Source organism: Gordonia sp. SMJS1 (genome assembly GCF_029866425.1).
In the GTDB taxonomy this organism is placed as follows: domain Bacteria; phylum Actinomycetota; class Actinomycetes; order Mycobacteriales; family Mycobacteriaceae; genus Gordonia; species Gordonia hongkongensis.
Map to the genome: position 1 here is coordinate 4,690,440 of NZ_CP123381.1, position 23,587 is coordinate 4,714,026.

16 protein-coding genes are annotated in these 23,587 nt (G+C 68.2%); 8 read left to right on the top strand and 8 right to left on the bottom strand.

Features of this window, described 5'->3' with window-relative positions:
- Positions 1 to 54 precede the first annotated feature (54 nt).
- A complete protein-coding gene (locus tag QAD21_RS21290; protein WP_211539793.1) occupies positions 55 to 1,413 on the bottom strand; it encodes a styrene monooxygenase/indole monooxygenase family protein in 1,359 nt (452 codons plus the stop codon).
- Positions 1,414 to 1,540: 127 nt separating this feature from the next.
- Entirely contained in the window at positions 1,541 to 2,101 is a 561-nt protein-coding gene (locus tag QAD21_RS21295; RefSeq protein ID WP_078114005.1) for a dihydrofolate reductase family protein, read from the bottom strand.
- Positions 2,102 to 2,239: 138 nt separating this feature from the next.
- Here QAD21_RS21295 and QAD21_RS21300 point away from each other — a divergent pair, with 138 nt between their 5' ends.
- Positions 2,240 to 4,471 (top strand): acyltransferase family protein, encoded by a 2,232-nt coding sequence (locus QAD21_RS21300; RefSeq protein WP_159371545.1) that lies wholly within the window; start codon positions 2,240 to 2,242, stop codon positions 4,469 to 4,471.
- A gap of 17 nt (positions 4,472 to 4,488) precedes the next feature.
- On the opposite strand, the gene QAD21_RS21305 is transcribed toward QAD21_RS21300, so the two are convergent.
- The 4 genes from QAD21_RS21305 to QAD21_RS21320 form a co-directional block, all read right to left on the bottom strand.
- A complete protein-coding gene (locus QAD21_RS21305; RefSeq protein ID WP_159371546.1) occupies positions 4,489 to 5,565 on the bottom strand; it encodes an ABC transporter ATP-binding protein in 1,077 nt (358 codons plus the stop codon).
- Positions 5,562 to 7,160 carry an iron ABC transporter permease gene (locus QAD21_RS21310; RefSeq protein ID WP_226514175.1) on the bottom strand — a complete coding sequence of 533 codons (1,599 nt, stop codon included), beginning with the start codon at positions 7,158 to 7,160 and terminating at the stop codon, positions 5,562 to 5,564. The genes QAD21_RS21305 and QAD21_RS21310 overlap by 4 nt, the downstream gene beginning before the upstream one ends.
- Positions 7,114 to 8,085 (bottom strand): extracellular solute-binding protein, encoded by a 972-nt coding sequence (locus tag QAD21_RS21315; RefSeq protein WP_058249930.1) that lies wholly within the window; start codon positions 8,083 to 8,085, stop codon positions 7,114 to 7,116. The genes QAD21_RS21310 and QAD21_RS21315 overlap by 47 nt, the downstream gene beginning before the upstream one ends.
- Positions 8,086 to 8,274: 189 nt before the next feature.
- Positions 8,275 to 8,790, bottom strand: coding sequence for a YdcF family protein (locus tag QAD21_RS21320; RefSeq protein ID WP_058249929.1), 516 nt, complete (start codon positions 8,788 to 8,790; stop codon positions 8,275 to 8,277).
- A gap of 214 nt (positions 8,791 to 9,004) precedes the next feature.
- On the opposite strand from QAD21_RS21320, the gene QAD21_RS21325 reads away from it, so the two are divergent.
- The 6 genes from QAD21_RS21325 (at position 9,005) to QAD21_RS21350 (ending at position 19,650) form a co-directional block, all read left to right on the top strand.
- Positions 9,005 to 10,465 carry a wax ester/triacylglycerol synthase family O-acyltransferase gene (locus QAD21_RS21325; RefSeq protein ID WP_280360221.1) on the top strand — a complete coding sequence of 487 codons (1,461 nt, stop codon included), beginning with the start codon at positions 9,005 to 9,007 and terminating at the stop codon, positions 10,463 to 10,465.
- A gap of 141 nt (positions 10,466 to 10,606) precedes the next feature.
- The gene (locus QAD21_RS21330; RefSeq protein WP_058249641.1) at positions 10,607 to 14,284 is read left to right on the top strand and encodes a (Fe-S)-binding protein; all 3,678 of its coding nucleotides are present in this window, start codon (positions 10,607 to 10,609) and stop codon (positions 14,282 to 14,284) included.
- Between the two features lie 134 nt (positions 14,285 to 14,418).
- On the top strand, positions 14,419 to 15,672 hold the full coding sequence (locus QAD21_RS21335) for a pyridoxal phosphate-dependent aminotransferase (protein WP_058249640.1): 1,254 nt from the start codon (positions 14,419 to 14,421) through the stop codon (positions 15,670 to 15,672).
- A 141-nt stretch (positions 15,673 to 15,813) separates the two neighbouring features.
- Positions 15,814 to 17,595 (top strand): SDR family oxidoreductase, encoded by a 1,782-nt coding sequence (locus QAD21_RS21340; RefSeq protein ID WP_058249639.1) that lies wholly within the window; start codon positions 15,814 to 15,816, stop codon positions 17,593 to 17,595.
- Positions 17,596 to 17,600: 5 nt separating this feature from the next.
- Positions 17,601 to 18,503, top strand: a complete 903-nt coding sequence (locus tag QAD21_RS21345; RefSeq protein ID WP_280360222.1) for a metal-dependent hydrolase — start codon at positions 17,601 to 17,603, stop codon at positions 18,501 to 18,503.
- Between the two features lie 22 nt (positions 18,504 to 18,525).
- Positions 18,526 to 19,650 carry a PDR/VanB family oxidoreductase gene (locus QAD21_RS21350; RefSeq protein WP_280360223.1) on the top strand — a complete coding sequence of 375 codons (1,125 nt, stop codon included), beginning with the start codon at positions 18,526 to 18,528 and terminating at the stop codon, positions 19,648 to 19,650.
- Here the strand turns inward: QAD21_RS21350 and QAD21_RS21355 are convergent.
- On the bottom strand, positions 19,612 to 21,252 hold the full coding sequence (locus QAD21_RS21355) for an MFS transporter (RefSeq protein WP_058249637.1): 1,641 nt from the start codon (positions 21,250 to 21,252) through the stop codon (positions 19,612 to 19,614). The two genes, QAD21_RS21350 and QAD21_RS21355, sit on opposite strands and share 39 nt — an antisense overlap.
- A gap of 115 nt (positions 21,253 to 21,367) precedes the next feature.
- Between QAD21_RS21355 and QAD21_RS21360 the strand changes: the two genes are divergently transcribed.
- The gene (locus QAD21_RS21360) at positions 21,368 to 21,958 is read left to right on the top strand and encodes a TetR/AcrR family transcriptional regulator (RefSeq protein WP_058249636.1); all 591 of its coding nucleotides are present in this window, start codon (positions 21,368 to 21,370) and stop codon (positions 21,956 to 21,958) included.
- 34 nt (positions 21,959 to 21,992) lie between these two features.
- Here QAD21_RS21360 and QAD21_RS21365 read toward each other — a convergent pair whose 3' ends face one another.
- Positions 21,993 to 23,540: a hypothetical protein gene (locus tag QAD21_RS21365; protein ID WP_058249635.1), complete on the bottom strand. Its 1,548-nt coding sequence runs from the start codon at positions 23,538 to 23,540 to the stop codon at positions 21,993 to 21,995.
- Positions 23,541 to 23,587: the final 47 nt, after the last annotated feature.

Here is a 23,587-nt window from a genome sequence, read left to right on the forward strand (position 1 = left end):
ACCGGCTCGAACGACGATGTTGTTCGTATCACATGGCGCCGGAGGGAGCGAGAGTCAGGCGCTCACGGCCTCCGGGGTGGCGCTGCTGAATTGTCCGGCGGGCGCGAAGCGGGCGAGGACCTCGTCGTGCGGCTCTCCGGCCACCGCGGCGATGAAGCCCTCCACGTCCTCGCGGGTCCGCAGACCGAGCAGTGGATTCGGTTCGGAGAGGAGACCGAACAGGGCCGACGCGATGGCGGGACTGACGGCGGCAGCCGGAAACGACAACTCCAGGTGGGTCGCGTAGTCGGGGTCGCCCAGGTAGAGCCGGGTGACCTCGACCGCGGCCCGTCCGCGTCGCTCCCAGTGCTTCTCGAATTCCGCCGACAGCCATTCGGCGGTGAACTCACCCTCGTGGTCCCGTGCGGCCTTGACGAGTTCGGCGACCTGGAACAGCGTGTTGGCTGCCCCCTGGCCCGCGACCGGGTCGACGGCGATCGCGGTGTCACCGATCGCCGCGACCGGATGTCCACCCGCGGTGGTCGCGACAGCCTGCCGGACAGTCGGGGTGACCGCGCCCTTGAGCCACGAGACCGGATCGGACTCGATGACCTCGAGCTGGTCGATGACCGGTGCGTCCTCCGGGAAGTACTCCGCGAAGATGCCGGAGATCGTCTGCCGGGCGGACACCGCGTCGTGGACGTCGTCGAGCCGGGCCGCCCACGCTCCGTCGGGCTTGGCGAAGACGATGAACGACCACGTCGGCCCGGCATCTTTGTGCAGGAACGGTCCGACGAAGATCTCCCCGTTCTGGGCATCGAGGTTGAACAGCGAGTGCTCGCCGCCCGCGCTGCTGCGGTAGGCGAAGGACTCCGGGCCGTGGTCGACGCCGGTCAGGGTGACCTGCAGCAGACGACGCTGCGGTTCCCGGTAATGCGTGCGTGACTCGTCGACCGGGAACAGCGTCGACAGTCCGCCCTTGCCGGTGGCGACGAGGGTGATGTCGGCGTCGGCGGCGATCGCGTCGAGACGGTCGAGGCCGATCTGCCCCACCTCGAATCGTCCACCGCGGTCCAGGAACCGGGCCAGGCGGTCGTCGGCACGCAGGCGCAGGTCGACAGCCTGTGCGACGTAGCCGTAGTCCGGGTTGAACTCGAGAACCGCGGCGCGCTCGTCGCCGCTGCCGGAGTACAACCGGGCGCTGATGCCGGTGGTGTTGCTGACCTCGTACAGGTCCTCGATGATCTCGGCATCCCACTCGCGGGACTTGCCGAACAGGACACCGACACCGGTCGGCGGCACCTTGTCGCGCAACGACTCGCGGTCCCGGTCGCTGTATAGCGTGACGTCGAACCCGGCGTCGAGGAAGCCGAGGGCGGCGCTGGTCCCGGCCAGCCCGGCCCCGATGATCGCGACCGATCGTCGTGCTGTCATGAATGGATCTCCCCTGGTTGTCGGCGTGGAATGACTGCTCGACAGCGTGCCGGGGCGATCGGTGTGGCTGAAGGGTTAGACGCACCGAGAACGAATCGGCGCGTCGGCGCCGGCTCGGGTGGGGACGCTACGCGTCGTCGCGAACCCGGCGGTACCGCTCGTAGATCACCTGTCCGCCGTAGGTCCGGGTCTCGGCGAGCGACAGCCGGATCGTGTCGGCGACCGGCGGCAGCAACGGGGTACCGCCACCGACGATGACCGGGTAGCGGAAGATGCGGAACTCGTCGACGAATCCGAGTTCGATTGCCTGCCGGGCCAAGTCGGCGCCGCCGATCTCCACGTCACCGTCGGTCGAGTCCAGCACCGCGGTGAGCTCGTCGGCCAGCGATCCCTGCGCCAACCGCGCGTTGCCCTCGACCGACGTGAGGGTGCGGCTGAAGACCACCTTGGGCAGCGCCGACCAGATGTCGGCGAACGCGGCATCCGCGTCGTTCTCACGCATCCGCGGGTCGGTCTCCCAGACCAGCATCGTCTCGTAGAGCCGTCGCCCGCACACGAAGGCACCGAGTTCGCCGACCCGTTCGGTGTGGAAGGCGAACAGATCGTCAGAGGGGACCGACCAGTTGAAGTTGCCGTCGCGGTCGGAGATGAAGCCGTCCACCGAGACGCCCATCGACAAGAGCAGCATGCGGGGATGTTACGACGCCTCGCCGACACAGTCGCGGACTCCGACGCAGCAGGTGAATCCACGAGTCTGCTGTGAGGTCCGACGACACCCCGCTCGTGCCAGGCTTCCCTCAGGTGCGGGCAAGTACCATCGCCCTCTGTGCGTACGCCCCTGACCGATGCGACACCCGTCGCAACCCCGAACGAGGACGCCGCGACCGGCAACACGTCCGGGTACCGGCTGGACCTCGACGGGCTGCGCGGCATCGCGATCGCGCTGGTCGCGATCTTCCATGTCTGGTTCGGCCGGGTGTCCGGCGGCGTCGACGTCTTCCTGACCCTGTCCGGTTACTTCTTCGTCGCGTCTCTGCTCAAGCACGTCCTGGCGACCCAGCCCACGACGAGTTCCTGGGGCGCGGCGATCAATCCGTGGCCGCGATTCTCCCGGCTCCTGCGCCGGTTGCTGCCCGCTCTGCTGCTGGTCCTCGCGGTCACCGCCGGACTGATCGCGCTGATCATGCCGACGACGCGTTGGGGACCGCTCGGGGCCGAACTGCAGGCCAGTGCCCTGTACTACCAGAACTGGCACCTCGCGTTCGAGTCGCAGGACTACGCGGCCGCCGACTCCGCGAACAGCCCGATGCAGCATCTCTGGTCCATGTCGATGCAGGGCCAGTTCTTCGTCCTCACCCTCGTCTGCGCGCTGGCACTGGGCGCGGTGCTGCGTGCCCTCGGCCGGCGATCCGCATTCTTCGCCGACCCCAAGGTGGTCCGTGGAGTCGTCGGGATCGCGCTCGGCGTCGTCGCACTGGGCTCCTTCGCGTGGGCCAACTACCGCCACGGGATCAACCAGCCCTTCACCTACTACGACACCGTGGCCCGTCTGTGGGAACCGCTCGTGGGCGGACTCCTCGCGGTGTGGATGCCGCGGATCGCGCTGTCGCAGCGGGTGCGTGACCTACTGGGACTCGTGGCCCTGGGCCTTATCGTGACGTGTGGCTGGTGGATCGCCGGCGTCCAGGAATACCCCGCGGCGTGGGCGCTCGTCCCCGTGGGAGCGACGCTGATCCTCATCTGGGTCGGCTCGTCCCAGACCGCCCCCATCGATCAGGCCCCCGTCGATCAGAAGACGGCGTCCGGCCAGACCTCGATCCGATCCGGGGTGAGCCGCGGTCTCGCCCATCCCCGGCTGGTGTGGCTGGGCTCGATCGCCTACGCGCTGTATCTGTGGCACTGGCCGCTGCTCATCTTCTACCTGGCGTGGCGCTATCAGGACGATGTCTCGTGGTTCGAGGGCACCGCCATCCTGGCCGTGTCCGTGCTGCTCGCCTGGCTGACCACGAAGTACGTCGAGGCGCCGCTGCGTGCCGGGTCGGCGAAGCGGAAGCAGTCCCCGGTGCCGCCCGATGCCGATGGCGTGGTCGCGCGGCCGCCGTTCGAGAAGACCAGAGGCTACCGGCGCGCCCTCGTCGCGGTACTGGTCGTCATCAGCGTCGCAGCCGGCGCCGCCGCGGTGACCTGGCAGCGCGACGCCGCCAACGCCACCCTCGACACCCAGAACCTCGACCCACGGCTGTACCCGGGTGCGCGGGCATTCCTCGACGGCGCTCCGGTACCGAACGTGACCGCACAACCGAGTCCCCAAGTCGTCGACATGGACTGGCCGATCACCTCCTACGACTCGATCATCAGCGGCTGGAAGGACCCGTCCATCAAGGTCGGGTACTACGGCAACGTGAACGCCACCCGAACCATCGCGCTGGTCGGCGGTTCGCATGCGGAACAGTGGATCACCGCGCTCGACGCCATCGGCAAGCGCCACGACTTCCGCGTGACCACCTACCTCAAGGTCGGGTGCGCCCTCACGACCGAGCACGTGTTCACGTGGTTCGGCCAGAAGTACTACCAGTGCAACGACTGGTCGCGTCGCGTCATGGAGCGGCTCGCCGTCGACAAGCCGGATGTCGTGTTCACCAACAGCACCCGGCCCGTCGAGTCGGGCGACGGCGACTACGTCCCCAAGGACTACGAAGAGATCTTCGCCGAGTTCCGCGACCGCGGGCAGCGGGTCGTCGCGGTCCGCGACAACCCCTGGGCGACCGGACAACTCAAGCCGCCGGAGTGTCTCGCCAGCGGACGCAAACCCGAGGTGTGCGGCGTGCCCCGAGCACAGGCGATGGCGCCGGCCGACCCCGCCGCCGCGCTCGCCGGCGAGTTCCCCAACATGAGCTTCCTCGACTACACCGACGCCATGTGCGACGACGAGTACTGCCCCGCGGTCGTCGGGAACATCCTGGTGTGGCACGACTTCCACCACTTGTCGGCGACCTTCGTCCGCAGCCTCATCCCTGCCGTCGAAGCCGATCTACAGCGGTCGCTGGGTTGGTGGTGAGCGGACGGCACGCCACCTCAGTGCCGCTCGCGAAAGTGCACCGGCCGTCGTTGCCGGTACTCGACGACGGTGCCGGCCGGACGATGCCATCCCGGCTCGGCCCGAACGGTCAACTCGACCGCGGGGCAGCCGGATTCGACCGGAGGCACCGATACTCGGACGTCCACGTGGTCACCGCGAGGTCGTACCGCGAGCACCTCTGCGCAACCGACATTCGCGACGCCGGATACGATCTCCAGGTCCCCGGGCCGCAGCATCACCACTCCTGCCCCGTGGCCCGGCCGGCGAATGCGTAACCGTCCTGCCGCGCACGAGACCTCGCCGTCGTCGGCTTCGCCCGGCAGATCCGTCATCTCCCCGAACATGCGCGCGACCTCCGCGTCGACGGGCTCGAGGTAGATCTCCTCGGGTGTCCCGACCTGGCGCACGCAACCCGCCATCAACACCACGACGTGGTCGGCCATCGCCATCGCCTCCTCACGGTCGTGAGTGACCAACAGCCCACTCGAACCCTCCGCCAGGATCGTGGCCCGGACATGCTCGCGCAGCTGCGTCCTCAGCTGGGCATCAAGTGCCGAAAACGGTTCGTCCAGCCCGATGACAGCTGGTCGGGGTGCGAGCGCGCGGGCCAGTGCCACCCGTTGGCGCTGACCGCCGGACAGCGAATCGGGCCGTCGATCGCCGAACTCCTCCAGCCCGACCACGTCGAGCAACTCAGCAATCCGGGCCGCCCGGCCGGGCATACGTCTCCACCAGGGACCGAGTCCGAACCCGACGTTGCCCGCGACGGTCAGATTGTCGAACAGCGCCCCCTCTTGTGGCACCAACCCGAACCTCCGACGTTCGGGTCGAACCCCCACCGGGCGGGTTCGGGCAGAGCCGGCCGAGGCGACCTCGACACCGTCGATCTCGATGCGACCCGCTCGGATCGGCTCGAGACCCGCGATCGCGCGCAACAGGGTCGTCTTACCGCAGCCCGATGGACCGATGACCGCCGTGATCGACCCGGCGGGAACGTGAAAGGACACGCCGTCGAGAACGGTCGTGCTGCCGTACACGACCGAGACGTCGTCTACACGAACCGCGTTCCTCATGCGTGGCGTGCCCTTCCGAACAGTGCGGACAGCGCCGCGGTGGGTAGCGACGAGACGACGATCAGAACCAACCCGAGGACGGCTGCGCGACCGTAACTCAAGTCGTTGTTCAGACTCCACATATCCGTTGCGAGAGTTCGTGTTCCGATCGGGGCAAGCATCAAGGTGGCGGGTAGTTCCTTGGCAACCGACAAGAACGCGAGAGCGGAGCCGGCCATGATCGCCGGCATCACCAACGGGAGTTGCACACGCACCGCGGTCGTCAGCGGTCCCGCACCGAGAGTGCGCGAGACCTCGGACACCGCACACGGGATGGAGTCGACACCGGATCGGATCGGACCCAGACAGACCGGCAGGAACAGGACCGCATAGGTGGCGATGAGCATCGTGGCGGTGAGGTAGAGGTCCGGGACGACGCGGGTGCCCAAGAAGACCATCGAGAGCGCAACGGTCACACCCGGCAACGTATAACCGAGGTAGGACACGGCCTCGACAGTGTCCCCGGTCCTGCTACGCGGACGAGATATGAAGAATGCCAACGGCAATGCGAGAAGGGCGATGACGATGGCCGCCTGTACCGAGAGCAACGTCGTGGTCCGGGCGTACGGACCCACCCAGGCCAGCAGTTCGCCGACGCTGTCGAATCCGAGCCGGCGGGACTCGCTGATCTCGCGTAACAGCCCGACGATCGGAAGGCAGACGCCCACCGCGACGGTGGCTGTGACGAGACCCCAGGCCACCGGCCGGTTCTTCGAGACCCTCGACCGCGACGGGGTGGCACTTGGATCGACGTGGCGTCGTGCTCGCCGTTCGACGACGGCGAGCGCCACCGCGACGAGTGCGAGAACCACACCGTAGAGTGCGGCGACCGAACGGTCCAGGGTTCCGTTGTAGGCGTTGTAGATCCCCACGGTGAACGGCTCGAAGCGGACGATCGCGGGTCCACCGAAATCGCTGATCGCGTACAGCGCAACCAGCAGTCCACCCGCAACGACCCCCGTGCGAACACGCGGGAGAGTCACGCGCACAAAGGCTTCGAGCGGACCACAGCCCAGAGTGCGGGCGGCATCCTCATCAGTGCGGCCGGTACCGGAAAGCAGCGCCACCGTCGGCAGCATGACCAGGGGATAACAGGCCAGGGTCAAGACGAGTGCAGCCGCCCCCAGGCCCTCGAATCCCGGGAACAGACGGGTCCACACAAAGCCCGATACGTACGAGGGGATCGCGAGCGGCGCCGCGAGTAACGCGATGACGAATGCGCGCCCGCGCCCCACCCCGCGGGACACACACCACGCCAGCACGACCCCGATGATGATCGACGCGCACGTGACGATCGCTGCGAGCTGAACCGTGCGCCAGAGAAGTTGACCGGTGCGCGGGCGGAACAGAAGCGCGGTCGCCTGATCGATCCCGATGTCGGCGACCCGAACGACGAGATAGACCGCGGGCGTGATCAACAACAGGGCGATGCAGACGCTGATCGTGCACAACAGCATTCGCCCCGGCCGGAGATGACGGCCGGGACGAATCCTGGTGTTGACCAACAGGTCAGACAGCGCCGACCTCGCGCAGCAACTCATCTGTGCCGACGACATCGGCCAGTTCGTCGAGGGCGATCTGCGGCGGTGACAGCTGCTCCAGCGTCGGCAGTCCCTCGACCGGGAGCGGCTCGTTCCCGACCACCGGGTACTCGCCCACCTCGGTGGCGAAGTAGGTCTGGGTCTCCGGCGTCAGCAACTGTCGGACGAATTCGAAGGCCTGCTCCTTGTCGGACGCGGTCTTGAGGACACCGATCGCACCCACGTTCACGAGCGCGCCCGGATCGCCGTCGGAGAAGAAGTGCAGTCGCCCGGGAACGTTCTCGATTCCCTTCTCCTGCACCTCCTGGACCCAGTAGTAGTGGTTGGTGAGTCCCGCTGCGAGTTGTCCGGTGTTCACGCCCTCCACGATGGGCCCGTTGCCCTCGAACGACTTGGGGTCGTTGGCAAGGAAGGCGGTGAGCCAAGCGCGAGCGCCATCGTCGCCGCGAGTGAGTCGGAGCGCAGTCACGAAGGACTTGAACGAGGCATTCGTGGGGGCGTAACCGACCTTGCCACGCATCTCGGGCGCGAGAAGTCCGTCGATGCCCGCCGGGAGGGTGGCCGGATCCACCTGCGCCGGATCGAAGATCAACACACGAGAGCGCGCCGACGTGGACACCCAGGTGCCGGTCTCAGACCGGTAGGCCTCGGGGACGTTCTCGGCGATGTCTGCGGGGAGGGGTTCGAGGAGTCCGGCCTCGGCAAGAGCGCCGAGCTCGCCGGCATCTTGCGCGAAGAAGAGGTCGGCCGGGCTACCGTCGCCCTCCTCCAGGATCTGCGCGGCCTTCTTGTCGTACGCCGCCGTCACCGGAACCGTCGCGTGGATTCGTTCCACCAGCGGACCCACCAGAGACTCCGAACGTCCCGAGTAGAGCACGAGCGCCTCGTCGTCGTTCGACGAATCGCTTCCTGTGCAGGCCGCGAGCAACCCGGCGGCCATGATCGCCGCCCCAGCGGTGGCGACCACTCGTCGAACCCATCGTCTTGTGTGCACTTGCCGATACTCCTCTGTTCTCGGGACACCAATGAACCTTCACCCCCGACCAAGCCAGGTAAGCCTAACCGATACTGGCGCAAGGTCGGACAAAACGGTCGTAGTCCGGTGACCGCCTGGGCGGCCGGCTTGCCCTCAGCCCACCGCGGTCAGCAGAGCACGCGGCCCGGCGAAGACCGTCTCGCGAATGTGGTTGCGGACGAGAGTCCAAGCGGGGCAGTCACATCGAGCAGCGACACCGCGCGCGTCGACGCCCTGGTCCCGGCACAACGCGATGGCCCGGCGCAGGTGGAAACCCTGCGTCACGATGACCACCTCGTCGACGCCGAACACCTCCCGGGCGCGCCGGCAGCTCGCCGCGGTGTCGAGGCCGGCCGGGTCGTCGGCGATCACCCGCGGGTTGACACCGCGTTCCTCGAGATAGCGTCGCATCACCGCTGGTTCGTTCCCAGCCTCGTCGGAACCGTTGCCCGAGTTGATGATCCGGGCGACTCCCCCGGTCCGGTACAGCTCCCGCGCCGTGTCGAGCCGCCCTCGCACGTAGTCGCCGGGCGACCCGTCGTCGTGGACGAGGGAACCCAGCACCAGCAGCGTGGACGGGCGAGCGGGTGCCGTCGCGTCGTCGATCCTGCCCACCGACGAGAAGTACATCCACGTGGCGGCCAGGGTGATCCACAGTTCGACCAGCACCAGCAGCACCGGTACGACGAGACGAGCACCTGACCTCACCCCTACAACGTAGGGGACCGACCACCAACATGCCCGTTCGAGCCCGGACCCGGCGGTCGCCCCGTGATACTGAGAGGACCTCGGTCGCGCTCAGCCTGTGCGCGCATCCATTTCGTGGTGTGAAAGTGATGGTGCGATGCCGTACATGCCGGTCACCTCGTCGATGTTCCTCCTCGCCGAGACGCGGGAGCAGCCCATGCACGTGGGCGGACTCCAACTGTTCGTACCGCGCGAGGGCCAGTCGTCGAGCGAACTCGCCGAAGAGATCATCGAAGCGTTCTGCGGCTGCACCGAAGTCCATCCGACCTTCCGCAAACGGCCGGCAGTACCGGTGACCCTGCTGGGCAACGTGGCGTGGTCCTTCGACGACGAGATCGACTTCGACTACCACGTCCGGCGGACCGTGCTCCCCCGCCCCGGCCGCGTCCGCGAGCTGCTGCGATACGTCTCCCTCAACCACGGGGCCCTGATGGACCGGTTCCGACCGATGTGGGAGATCCACGTCATCGAGGGTCTCGACGACGGCCGGGTGGCGCTCTACAGCAAGATCCACCACTCCGTCGTCGACGGCGTCTCCGCGTTGCGCCTGCTCCAGCGGACCTTGTCCGACGACCCCGACGACCGGTCGGGTACTGCACCCTGGGACCCGGCGCTGGTCGAGCGTCGACCCCCGCGCCCCTCGCCGAGTCTGCGCAGCCGGGTGTCCGGCCTGGCGAACGTGGCAGGCCAGGTCGCCGGCCTCGGGCCCGCGGCCGCGAAGGTCGCGGTGGCCGGCCTCCGCGACCCGGAGTTCGTCGCCCCACTGGGACGGGCCCCGCGCACGATTCTCGACGTCGCGATCGGGAGCGCCCGCCGATTCGCCTCGCAGCAGTGGGAGATCGACCGTCTGCGCGCAGTGGCCGATGCCCGGAACATCACCCTCAACGACGTGATCGTCGCCATGTGTTCGGGGGCCCTGCGGTCGTACCTCATCGACCAGGACGCGTTGCCCGACGCCCCGCTCATCGCGGCGGTGCCGGTGTCGATGCACACCGACGGCGATGACGACGGCAACGCGGTGACCGCCATCCTGGTGAGTCTCGCGACCGATGAGCCGGATCCCGAACGCCGCCTGGACAAACTCGTCGAGTCGGCGCGCCACAGCAAGTCGGTGGTCCGGGGCCTTCGTCCGCTGCAGGCGCTCGCGCTGGGAGCGGCGAATTTCGCGCCGCTCGCCTTCGCGACCGTGCCCGGCTTCGTCCAGTACGTCCCCCCGCAGTTCAACATCATCATCAGCAACGTCCCCGGGCCGTCGAAGCACCTGTACTGGAACGGCGCCCGCCTCGACGGGGTGTACCCGGTCTCCATCCCGACGCAGGGTCTCGCGCTCAACATCACGGTGACCAGCACCGCCGAGCACATCAACTTCGGGCTGATCGGCGCCCGGGCCCAGCTCCCGAGCCTGCAACGCCTGCTCACGCACCTCGATACGGCGCTCGAGGAACTCGAGAAGGTCGCGCGAACCGGTGACGTCTCCGGGCACCCGCGGCCCGGACGTGGCCTCGGACACCCTGACTCGACAGTAAGTTACTCGCGAGTATCATCTGATATGAGGTAGACCAGCGTAATTAGGCCAGCCTTGGCAGCGCGCCGGTGGCGCAACGAATTACGGTTACCTGTAGTACACCGCCCCGTGGTACCCAGCCTCGCGTTCCGCGACCGGGGGCGGACGACCTAGACGAAAGGCCGGTACGCGCCCGTGACTACCACGACGATTGCCATCGGCACGACAGCCGCGGTGATCAGCCTCCTCTGCTGGTACCTGTTCCTCGGTGGCATGGTGCGGATCTTCCGCACCATCAAGCTCGGGCACAAGGTCGACAGCTCCCGCTTCTGGCCCATCCTCCCGCGCTTCCTGACGATGATGAAGGAATTCATCGTCCACACGCGGATGGTCAAGTTCCGCACCGTCGGCTGGGCGCACTGGCTCGTGATGGTCGGCTTCCTCGGTGGATTCCTGCTGTGGTTCGAGGCCTACGGACAGTCCATCAACCCGGAGTTCCAGTGGCCCGTCTTCGGTGACACCTTCGCGTGGCACCTCTGGGACGAGCTGCTCGGCATCGCCACCGTCGTCGGCATCATCGTGCTGATCGTGATCCGCCAGCTCAACCACCCGCGCGTCCCCGAGCGGCTGTCGCGCTTCGGTGGTTCGCGCTTCGGACCGGCCTACTTCGTCGAGGCCATCGTGCTGCTCGAAGGCCTCGGCATGATCCTGGTCAAGGCGTCGAAGATCGCGACCTACGGTCACGCGAACGCCTACTCCGATTTCTTCACCATGCAGGTCGCGAAGATTCTCCCGGCCTCGCCGACGCTGGTGTCGATCTTCGCCGTGATCAAGCTGATGAGCGGCATGGTCTGGCTGGCCATGGTCGGCATGAACATCAGCTGGGGCGTTGCCTGGCACCGTTTCTCGGCCTTCTTCAACATCTACTTCAAGCGCGAGCAGGACGGCGGCGTCGCCCTCGGTGCCGCGAAGCCGATGATGAGCCAGGGCAAGGTCCTCGACATGGAGACCGCCGATCCCGATGTCGACGCGTTCGGCGCCGGCAAGATCGAGGACTTCTCGTGGAAGGGATGGCTCGACTTCACCACGTGTACCGAGTGTGGCCGCTGCCAGTCGCAGTGTCCGGCGTGGAACACCGGCAAGCCGCTGAGCCCGAAGCTGCTCATCATGTCGCTGCGCGACCACGGCAACGCCAAGGCCCCGTACCTGCTCGCCGGTGGCCGCAAGGACATGGGCGGCGACGAGGTCGGCCTCGTCGATGCCGACGGCAACGTCCTCGAGGACAAACTCAACGCGATCCCGGAATCGGCGCGTGCCGAGGCGGCCCGCAAGCTCGTCGGCGAGTCCAAGGGCGATCTCGGCGGCGGTCAGGTCGTCGAAGCCGTGGAGGGTGAGTTCGATCCCGAGGCGCTCGGTGCCGTCATCGACACCGAGACCCTGTGGAGCTGCACCACCTGCGGTGCCTGCGTCGAGCAGTGCCCGGTCGACATCGAGCACGTCGACCACATCCTCGACATGCGCCGCTACCAGGTCCTGATCGAGTCGGACTTCCCGACCGAGCTGGCCGGCATGTTCAAGAACCTCGAGAACAAGGGCAACCCGTGGGGCCAGAACGCCTCCGCGCGCACCGCCTGGATCGACGAGATGGACATCGAGATCCCGGTCTTCGGCAAGGACGTCGAGTCGTTCGAGGGCTTCGAGTATCTGTTCTGGGTCGGCTGTGCCGGTGCCTACGAGGACCGCGCGAAGAAGACCACCAAAGCCGTCGCCGAGCTCCTCGACATGGCCGCGGTGAACTTCATGGTCCTCGGCGAGGGCGAGACCTGTACCGGTGACTCCGCACGACGTGCCGGCAACGAGTTCCTCTTCCAGATGCTCGCGCAGCAGAACATCGAGATGCTCGGCGAGGTCTTCGCGACCGCGCCCGAGCAGCGCAAGAAGGTCGTCGTCACCTGTGCGCACTGCTTCAACGCACTGGGCAACGAGTACCCGCAGCTGGGCGCGAAGTACGAGGTCGTCCACCACACGCAGCTGCTGAATCGTCTCGTGCGCGAGAAGCGACTCGTTCCGGTCGCACCGCTCGGCGAGGGTGTCACCTACCACGACCCGTGCTACCTGGGCCGCCACAACAAGGTCTACGACGCCCCGCGTGAGTTGATGGGTGCGGCCGGTTCGACGCTCACCGAGATGCCGCGACACGGCGAACGGTCCATGTGCTGTGGTGCCGGCGGTGCCCGCATGTGGATGGAAGAGCAGATCGGCAAGCGGATCAACATCGACCGGGTCGACGAGGCGCTGGACACCCTCGGCGACACCACCGGCGATCAGGTCAAGAAGGTCGCGACCGGCTGTCCGTTCTGCCGCGTCATGCTCACCGACGGTGTGACCGCCCGGACGAGCGGTACCGAGTCCGAGGGCAAGGTCGAGGTCGTCGACGTCGCGCAGTTGTTGCTCGAGTCGGTGAAGCGCGACCGGACCGAGGTCAAGCTCGGCGGCCGGTTCCTCGGACCGCGTCCCACCCTCGCCGAGCCGGAGCCGGAACCCGAGCCCGAGAAGGTGCCCGCGGCGGCGACTGCGTCGGCCGCGACCACCGAGGCCGCGCCGAAGCCGAAGGTCGGCCTGGGCATGAAGGGCGGCAAGAAGCCGGGCGCGGCGGCCAAGACCGCGGCACCGGAAGCACCCGCCGAGAAGGCACCCGCCGAGAAGAAGCCGGCATCGAAGGGCTTCGGCATGAAGGGCGGCAAGAAGCCCGGTGCCGCAGCGGCGTCGGCCGCCCCGGAGCCGGCAACCGCCGAGACCGCAGCCGAGGCACCCGCCGAGAAGAAGCCCGCAGCCAAGGGCTTCGGCATGAAGGGCGGCGCCAAGCGTCCCGGTGCCGCGAGCAAGCCCGCCGGTGGTACCGCCGAGCCGGTGCCGGCCGAGGCCGAGTCGTCCGAGGCGGTCAAGGAGGAGGTCGCCGAGGCCACCACCGAGACGCCGCAGGCCGAGAAGAAGCCCGCATCCAAGGGCTTCGGCATGGGCAAGGCCAAGCGCCCGGGTCAGAAGACCACCAACGCGGCGGCCCCCGCCGCCGGGGTGACCGCGCCCGCCGAGAGCAAGGTCGACGAAAGCGAATCGGCCCCGGACGCCGCCCCCACCGTGGACACGGAATCGGCTTCGGCGACAGCGGGAACGACGACAGCGGAGTCGGCTACCGCGGGATCGGCGACGGAATCACCTGTCGCTGCGGCAACGGAAGAGAAGCCTGGCAAGGCCAAGGGCTTCGGGATGTCCGCGGGCAAGAAGCGGCCCGGCGGTATCGGCAAGGCCGCGGCCAAGCCGGCTGCGGCACCTGCCGAGGCTGCGGACGCCCCCGCCCCCGCTCCCGAGACGGACGTCGCACCTGCCGAGACCGCCGAGGCACCCGCTGCCGAGGCTCCGGCTGCTGAGACTCCAGCCGCCGAGGCGCCGCAGGGCGGCTCGGCCGCCGTGCTGACCGAGGAGAAGCCGGCCAAGGCCAAGGGCTTCGGCATGGCCGCGGGCAAGAAGCGACCGGGCGGCGCGAGCAAGGCCGCACCGGCAGCTGCTCCGACTCCGGAATCGGCTGAGCCAGAACCCGAGGCCCCGCAGGCCGAGGAGGCACCAGCCGAGGCCGCAGCGACCGAAGCGGCTGTGAACGAGGCCCCGGCCGCCGAGGCTCCGGTAACAGAGGCCGACGACGCGGAGACGGCCGAGGTCGAGAGCCCGGGCGACGCAGACGACGCCGACACAGAGGCGGCGCCTGCGGCGTCGAGCAACGGTTCGTCCGCTGCTCGCACGGTCGCCGAGACCGGGGCGTCGAAGGCCAAGGGCTTCGGCATCGCGGCCGGCAAGAAGCGGCCCGGCCACAAGTAGAACTCTCAGCAAGGCAGACAGATGTCGTCTTTCGTGGCGCCCATCGCCACGAAAGACGACATCTCTCGTTTCGGGTGACCTCAGCTTCGGCACGCGCCAGAAACGCATTTGCCACCGGCTGCGACAATGTACCCGTGAGTAGGCCCCATGTTTCGCACCTCAACCAGAACCTCAAGCCGCTCGAGCAGTCGCTCAAGCTGCAGAACGTGTGCTACGAGATCCGCGGTCCCGTCCACGCGCACGCGCAGCGGCTCGAGGCGGAGGGCCATCGAATCCTCAAGCTGAACATCGGCAACCCGGCGCTGTTCGGTTTCGAGGCCCCCGACGTGATCATGCGCGACATGATCCACGCCCTCCCCTACGCGCAGGGCTACTCCGAGTCGGCCGGTGTCCTGTCCGCGCGTCGTGCCGTGGTGACCCGCTACGAGCTCATCCCCGACTTCCCGTACTTCGACGTCGACGACGTCATCCTGGGCAACGGCGTCTCCGAGCTCATCACGATGACGATGCAGGCCCTCCTGAACGACGGCGACGAGGTCCTGATCCCGGCGCCCGACTACCCGCTGTGGACCGCGATGACCTCGCTGTCCGGCGGGCAGCCCGTGCACTACCGCTGCGACGAGGAGAACGGGTGGAACCCCGACGTTGCCGACATCGCCGCGAAGATCACCGACCGCACCAAGGCGATCGTCATCATCAACCCGAACAATCCGACCGGCGCGGTCTACTCACGGGAGGTCCTCGAGCAGCTCGTCGAACTCGCCCGTGAGCATTCGCTGCTGATCCTCGCCGACGAGATCTACGACAAGATCATCTACGACGACGCCGAGCACGTGAACGTGGCATCGCTGGCGCCGGATCTGTTGTGCCTCACCTTCAACGGTCTGTCGAAGGCGTACCGCGTCTGCGGCTACCGAGCCGGATGGGTCGTGATGACCGGGCCGAAGGACCACGCGCGCGGGTTCATCGAGGGCATGGGCATCCTGGCGTCGACGCGCCTGTGCGCCAACGTGCCGGGCCAGCACGCGATCCAGGTGGCCCTCGGCGGTTACCAGTCCATCGAGGCCCTCGTCTCCCCCGGTGGCCGGTTGTACGAACAGCGGAACGTGACCTGGGAGAAGCTGAACGAGATCCCCGGGGTCAGCTGCGTCAAGCCCAAGGGCGCGCTGTACGCCTTCCCCCGCCTCGATCCCGAGATCTACGAGATCCACAACGACGAACTGTTCGTCCAGGACCTGCTGCTGCAGGAGAAGATCCTGGTGGTGCAGGGCACCGGGTTCAACCTCGACGACCACAACCACTTCCGCATCGTCACGCTGCCGTGGTCGCGCGATCTGAAAGAGGCTGTCGAGCGTATCGGAAACTTCCTGTCGTCGTATCGACAGTGATCCCGCGGAGTTCCGCGAGAAGTCCCTGGTGAGGGCCCGGTCATCCGACCGGGCCCTCACTGCTTTTCCGGGGTCTGGACATTTGTGTAACCGTTGGTAACGTGTACCTCCATCGGCGGGGCACACACAACGAGGTGACAGATGGCTCAACAGGCGATTCGACGACCCGAGTGGCGTCCGGGGACCGTCAGCAACAACGGGATCCGGCTGGCCACCTACGAGCTGGGCGATCCGTCGAAACCGACGGTGCTGCTGGTGCACGGCTGGCCGGACACCCACCACCTGTGGACCCACATCGCGCCGCGGCTGGCGGAGCAGTATCACGTGGTCGCCTATGACTGCCGCGGCTTCGGCGAGAGCGACCGCCCCCGGCAGGTCGCCGCCTACCGCCTCGACGAGCTCGCCGACGACCTGTACGCGGTCGCGGAGTCGGTGAGTCCCGACGACGCCGTACACGTGGTGGCACACGACTGGGGATCGGTGCAGACATGGGAGGCCGTCAGCCGCCCGCGCGCCAACGCCCGCATCGCCTCATTCGTCTCGGTGTCCGGCCCCAACCTCGACCACCTCGGTCAGTTCGTCCGCGATCAGGTCGCCAGCCCCACCCCTCGACACCTGCGCAATGTGCTCGCGCAGTCGATGTCGTCGGCTTACACAGGGCTGTTCCAGCTTCCGGTGCTCCCCAACGTGTTGTTGCGCGCGATGGGCAATCCGGCGGTGTGGAAACAGTTCCTGCGCGCGGTCGAGGGCACGCCACCGGAGAACGTCGACGTCGCCGACTCGTTGCGCCGCGACATGGTGAGCGGCCTCGCCCTGTACCGCGCGAACATCCGCGCCAAACTCCTGCGCCCCGATCCGCGGACCACCACGGTGCCGGTGCTCCAGGTGGTCAACGAACGCGACATCGCGCTGCGGCCGGCCATCTACGACATCACGCCGACGTACGTCGCGAAACTCTGGCGCCGCGACACCCCGACCGGACATTGGCTGCCCTACACCAACCCCGACTATCTGACCGATCTCGTCCTGGATTTCCTTGCGGTGCAGACCAACAGTGGGGCCCCGGCCCCGGTCATCGAGCGGGCCCGGCTTTTCACCGAACCGAAACCTCTGGCGGGCAAACTCGTCGTGATCACCGGTGCGGGCAGCGGCATCGGACGCGAGACGGCCCTGGCACTGGCCGAACGCGGGTGCGAGCTCGTCCTGGCCGACCTCGACCTCGCGTCCGCCGACGAGACCGCCCGCGCCTGCAAGGCCGCGGGGTCGGCCGCGCACGCCTACCTCCTCGATGTCTCGGACACCGCCGAGTTCGCCACCTTCGCCGCTCGCGTCCGAGAGGCCCACGGCATCCCCGACATCGTGGTCAACAACGCCGGAATCGGTTTGGCCGGCGGGGTGTTGGCGGCCACCGACGAGCAGGTCGACCGGCTCCTCGACGTCAACCTGCGCGGCGTCGTCACCGGCAGCCGGGAGTTCGGCCGGCAGATGGTCGAGCGCGGGGTCGGCGGGCACATCGTCAACATCGCGTCGGCCGCGGCGTTCACGCCGTCACGCAGCCTCGGTCTGTACTCGGCGTCGAAGGCGGGCGTACTCCTCTTCTCCGAGTCGCTCCGCGCCGAGCTCGCCGAACACCGCATCGGCGTCAGCGCGATCTGTCCCGGACTCGTCGACACCAACATCGTCTCCTCGACGCCGATCGCCGGCCTCGACGCCGAGGCCGAACAGGCCCGCCGCGATCGGCTCGACCGGTTCTACCAGCGCCGGGGATTCACCCCGGACCGGGTCGCCGGTGAGATCGTCGCTGCCATCGAGCACAACAAGGCGGTGGTGCCGGTGACCGTGGAGGCGAAGGTGGGATACCGGATCTACCGCTTCGCGCCGTGGCTGTCGCGCATCGGCGCCCGTCAGAACGTCACGGGGTGAACCACATGACGCACACCGAGGATCACGCACACGACGACGCTTCGGCCGATCCCGGCCCCGTCGAACTGCACGCCCGGAACGTGGCATTCGACTGGGATGACGTCCCGCTGCATTGGATTCCCGGCCATCCGGTCGCGTCGAACTTCATCAGTGTGCTCAATCTCCTCCTGCCCGAGGGCGAACGATGGTTCGTGCAGACCTACAACGAGGCCCTTCCGCTGGTCGACGACGAGGAACTCGCCTCTCGCATGCGAGGATTCATCGGCCAGGAGGCGATGCATGCCGAGGCCCACGATCACGTCCTGTGGGAGTTCCTCGATCACCACGGCATCGACCCGCGGCCCTACCAGCTACAGATGGAGTGGATCTTCCGCAAGGTGCTCGGCCCGCTGGAGGGTGGCACCCAGGAGGCCCGCGACAAGCATCTCGTCGAACGCCTCTGGCTCATCGCGGCTTTGGAGCACTACACCGCCATCCTCGGCGACTTCGCGTTGAACAACACCTGGACCCGGGTCGGGGCGCACCCCACGATGACCGACCTGTTCATGTGGCATGGCGCCGAGGAGGTGGAGCACCGCGCGGTGGCACACGATGTCGCCGCGTACTTCGGCGACGGATATCTGCGTCGCGGCCGGGCGATGTTCGTGGTGCTGCCGATCCTGTTGATCCTCATCCAGCGGGGTTACCGATTCATCATGGGCCAGGACAGGTCGTTGTCGTACAACTACTTCCAGAAGACCTGGCATTACCACCGCGGGGTGCGGGCCGGCGTGCTCCCGAAGATGCGGACGATCGTCTTCGCCACCTTCAGCTACTTCCGGCCCGGGTTCCGGCCGGAGGACATCGGCAGCACCGCACAGGCGGTCGCGTATCTCGCGAGCTCGCCGGCCGCGCGCAACGCGGCGTGAGTGCGGACGGGAGAGCAGGGTCATGAACCAACGCGCGCATCCGCATTCGACAACGCTCACGCAACCACCGCCCCACCTGCACGGCCGATGGCGGCATGACCCGCTGCTCACGTTCGGCACCATGGTGTTCCGGGCGTGGTGGCCGGTCTGGCGGCCGCTGTCACCGCTGCGCCGAGGTGCGGTGCGCGACGGGACCACCCGGGTCCGAATCGTCGGACGCGAGGTGGTCGCGCGCGACGAGAACGTCATCGCGCTCACCCTCGCCGCCGCGGACGGTGGCGCGCTGCCGAACTGGCACGCCGGGGCGCACATCGATCTGTTGTTGCCGTCGGGACGCATGCGGGAGTACTCGCTGTGCGGTGACACCGCGGATCGGGAGCACTACCGGATCGGCGTGCGCCGGATTGCCGACGGCGGTGGTGGTTCGGTCGAGGTCCACGACTCGTTGCGTGTCGGCGACGTCTTCTCGATCAAGGGTCCCCGCAACGCCTTTCCGTTCGCGGTCCCCGGCCACGGATCACCTGCGCGCCGAATCCGCTTCGTCGCGGCCGGAATCGGCATCACCCCGATCCTGCCGATGCTCGCCACGGCCGAGCGCTTCGGGCTGGACTGGTCGATGATCTACACCGGCCGCACCGCCGAGTCGATCCCGTTCCTCGACGAGGTGGCAGCGTTCGGCGACCGCGTCACCATCCGGACCGACGACGTCCACGGACTGCCGAGCATGGCCGATCTGGTCGGTCCCGTCGACGCCCCCGCCGACCTCGCCGTCTACTGTTGCGGCCCGGTTCCCATGCTGGAGGGGCTTCGCCGTCATCTCGCGACACGCGCCGACATCGAGCTGCACTACGAGCGGTTCAGCCCGCCACCGGTGGAGAACGGCTCCGAGTTCACGGTGACGCTGGCCTCGACCGGTCAGGAGATCCCGGTCGCCGCAGACGAATCGGCGCTCGCCGCGATCCGCCGAGTGGTGCCGTCGGTACCGTACTCGTGCCGGCAGGGATTCTGCGGCACCTGCAAGGTCAGGACGCTGTCCGGCGAGGTCGACCACCGCGACAACATCCTGACCGAGCCCGAGCGCGCGGCCGGGACCATGCTGACCTGCGTATCACGCAGTCCCGGCGGGAATCTCACCCTCGACCTCTGAGGCTTCCGCCCCCTGAGCTGAGGTGTGAGGAGCGCTGGCGACAACCCGTCCGCTCCCTGAGGTGCGAGGAGCGTTAGCGACGAGCCACGAAGGGTTCCCGCTCCCCCGCAACAAGAATGCCGCCGCGACGCCCGCGACCGCCGTGACGGCGACCGCGGCCCAGACCGCGTCGTGCAACCCGACCATGAAGGCGTCCTGCACCGCGATCCGGACCGCATCACCGATCGCGCCCGGCGCCTGGTCGGCCACCCCGACCCCGGCCATCACCGATTGCTTCGCCGCGTCGACCGCCGCGGCCGGCAACCCGCTGCCCGCCAGCCGGTCCCCGACCCCGGCGACATACGCCGAAGTCAGGATCGACCCGAGGACCGCGACACCGAGCGTCCCGCCGATCTCGCGTGTCGTGTCGTTGACCGCACTGCCCGCACCGGCCTGTTCCGGACGCAGCGCGTCCATGATGAGCTGGGTGCACGGACCGGAGATGAAGGCGAGACCCGCCGCCATCAGCGACATCGCCCAGATGATGAGTTCCCAATACCCGGAGTCCCGCGCGGAGAGCTCGACGAGCGCGAACCCGCCGGACATCAGGAAGGCACCGGTCACCGAGACCACCCGGGGCCCGAAACGGTGCGACAGTGCCATCGCAACCGGCGACAGCGCCGCCATCACGATCGCGAACGGAAGGGTACGGACACCGGCCGCCAGCGGACCGTATCCCTTCACCGCCTGGAAGAACTGCGTGATCAGGAAGATGAAGCCGAAGAGCGCGAAGAACGCCACGCTGATCATCCCGGCCGCGGTGGCGAAGCGCCGGTTGGCGAAGAGCCGGACGTCGAGGATGGGGTGCGCGATCCGCAGCTGTGTGGCCACGAACACCGCCAGGATGGCCACTGCGACAACGACACCCGCCACCGTGCGTGGCGTGGCCCAACCGACGTGGGGCGCCTCGATCAGGGTGAAGGTCAGCAGGCCCAGGCCGGCGATCGAGAGCACGACCCCGAGCGCGTCGAACCGGGGCACCGACACCGGTCGCGTGCCGGGTACGACCGCCAGGATCATCGCGAGGGCCACCACACCGAACGGGACGTTGACCCAGAACACCGATGTCCACGAGAAGTGTTCGAGGAGCCAGCCGCCGAGAACCGGTCCGATGGCCACTGCCACTCCGGAGACCGCCGCCCAGATCCCGACAGCCATCGCGCGTTCCCGGGCATCGACGAAGATGGTCGTGATGATCGCGAGCGTGGCGGGAAAGACCAGCGCCGCGAAGACCCCGAGCCCCGCACGGCCGGCGACGAGCTGCCCGAGGTTCTGGGATGACGCCGCCAGCACCGACACCAGCATGAAACCTCCGATGCCGGTGAGGAGCACCCGACGGTGCCCGAACCGGTCACCGAGGTAGCCGCCGGTCAACAGCAGGCCGGCGAAGACGAGCGTGTAGGCGTCGACGATCCATTGCAGGCCCGAGATCCCGGCGCCGAGGTCGCGGGCGAGCGTCGGGAGGGCCACGTTGACGATCGTGTTGTCGATCATCACGAGTAGTTCGGCGAAGCTGAGGGCGCCCAGCGCCCACCAGCGAGCATGCGTGCGTTCGGTTGGCATCGATCTTCTCCTGGTCGGGTGGCGCAAGCGGTTTCGTCGATCCGTTAGAACAACGTTCCAGTTTTGTAGAACAGTGTTCTATTCAAGAAGAACACCGTTCCAGTAGGTTGTCAACATGTCTCCCGCGAAGCCGCGCACGCGTACAGCAGGCGCCGACGTCCGATCCGCGCTGCTCCGGGCAGGTCGCACGATCCTCGAGCGCGATGGCACGGCCGGTCTGACGGTTCGGGCCGTGGCCGGTGAGGCGAAGGTCGCCCCGATGGGCGTCTACAACCACTTCGACGGCCGGGACGGCCTGCTGGACGCCCTGGTCACCGACGGTTACGCCGAATTCGGACGGGCGATTGCGACGAGGGATGACGATCCGGCGACTCGTCTGCGCAACGCCGGTGTGGCGTACCGGAAGTTCGCACTCGCCAATCCGGTGCTCTACGGGCTGATGTTCTCAGCGCAGTGCACGCCCGAGATCGACGTGGCCGCAAATGCATTCGAGGTCCTCGTCGACACCATCCGGTACGGCCAGGTGGCCGGGGTCATCTTGTCCGCCGACCCCGTCGAACAAGCCATGCAGACCTGGTCCGCCGTTCACGGCGCCGTGAGTCTCGAACTCGCCCATGCCTATCACCCCGACGTCGATGCATCGGCGAACTATGAGAACGTCCTCGACTTCGTGGCGCGCGCACTGGCGCCCCGGCCCGGCGACTGAGACCCGGCTCGGACACGGTCATCGGGTTCGTGCGTCAGGGCAGGACGATCGGCGGCAGACCGGGAAGCGGGATCGTCACGCCACCTGGCGGACGCGGAGTCCGCGGCCGGGGACGAGGCCGGGGCGCGGGTTCCTCCGCGGAGGGCGTCGTCGTCTCCGGCGGGGGAGGAGTCGTGTATCGGCGCGCCGGTTGCCGGGCCTCGGCATAGATTGCGGGATCGGCGAATTCGGGTTCCGGGGTGGCGCTGGTGCGCTGGGGAAGCGGCGCGGCCACGGTCGGCGACGCCTCATCGTGTCCGACGGCCAACGCCGTGGCCACCGCGACGACGGCCACCGCGCACAGCAGCGCCACCGCGGCGAGAACGCGCTTGCCTCCGTGCCGCCGTCGCCTCGCGCCGGCCGCCTGCGGCCCTGCTACGGACACGTCGGAGTGCGGTGGAGCCCCGATGGCCGACCCTGTGTCCGCCGAATACCCGGCCATCGGATCGACGTTCACCTCCCCATCGCCGGACCGGACGGGCGGCGTGGGCGTATGCGCCGACGTCCACCGTGGCGCAAACTCGGCCGACGGCGGCGGCTCGGCAACCGGATTCGTCGGCGTGCGCTGATCGTGACCGACCGGAGAGAGCTCGGAGAACTGCTGGTCGTCCCGAAGCGGCTGGGCGCGAGGGACATCCGGGGCAGCAACATACGGAGCGAGCGCCCCGAACGCCGTGGCCACCACCGGTGGCGACTGGGTGACGGACTCGAAGATGGGGGTGTCGTGCGTATCGTGCGTATGGTCGTCGCCACTCGGAGCGATCTCGGCCATCTCGGCGGGGGCCGAGAAACCGTCATCCGGCCGGGTCGGGACCGCATCCTGTTCGGCGGGCGGGGTCGCCACTTCCACGTCCGGTTCGATCACATCGCCGGACACCGCGATCGGGTGCGGTACCTCCGGTTCCGCCGCGTGTCCGCCGTGCACCGGGGGCCGAGTGATGCTTCCCGACGGAGCGACGTCGACGACCGGCACGGGTACCGCTCGCGCGATCGCGTCCCGGAGGCCGGGCCATGCGCTCACGCGATCGGTGACCACGACCGCGGGGGCGGAGGCTCCGGACACCGCCGCGCGAGCGAGGTCCTCGGCGCGTGCGGTCAGCGGGGCTCCGGCTTCGGCGACGTCGCGGCGCGCCATGCGGAACAGCCGGATGTGGTCGCGGCCCATCAGGAAGGTGCCGTCGGACTCGCGGAGCCGCTCGCGGCCGCGGGTGACGAGGTCGAGGACCTCCTCGTGCCATTCGCGCGAGGTCGGTGCCGCCACCCGCCCGACCCGAACGAGATGGTCGGCGATCACCTCATCCAGGACGGCGAGGGTGAGACCGGAATCGGAGTAGGAGTCCGCGACGGTCCCTCGAGCCGGGTCCAACCGTCCCACCGAGACGCCCGCCCGCGGATCGAGATCGAACAGCACGACCTCGGCATTCTGCGCGATCCCCCGCTCAGCGAGTTCGGCGCGCACGGCGTCGACGACGGCAGCACTGACCGTGACCTCTGCCTGCGCAGACGTCGGTGTCACGGCCGGATCGGCCACCGTGTCGGTCATCTGGTTGATTCCTGCACCTCACGTGCACCTCGCCTCATGTCCCCCAC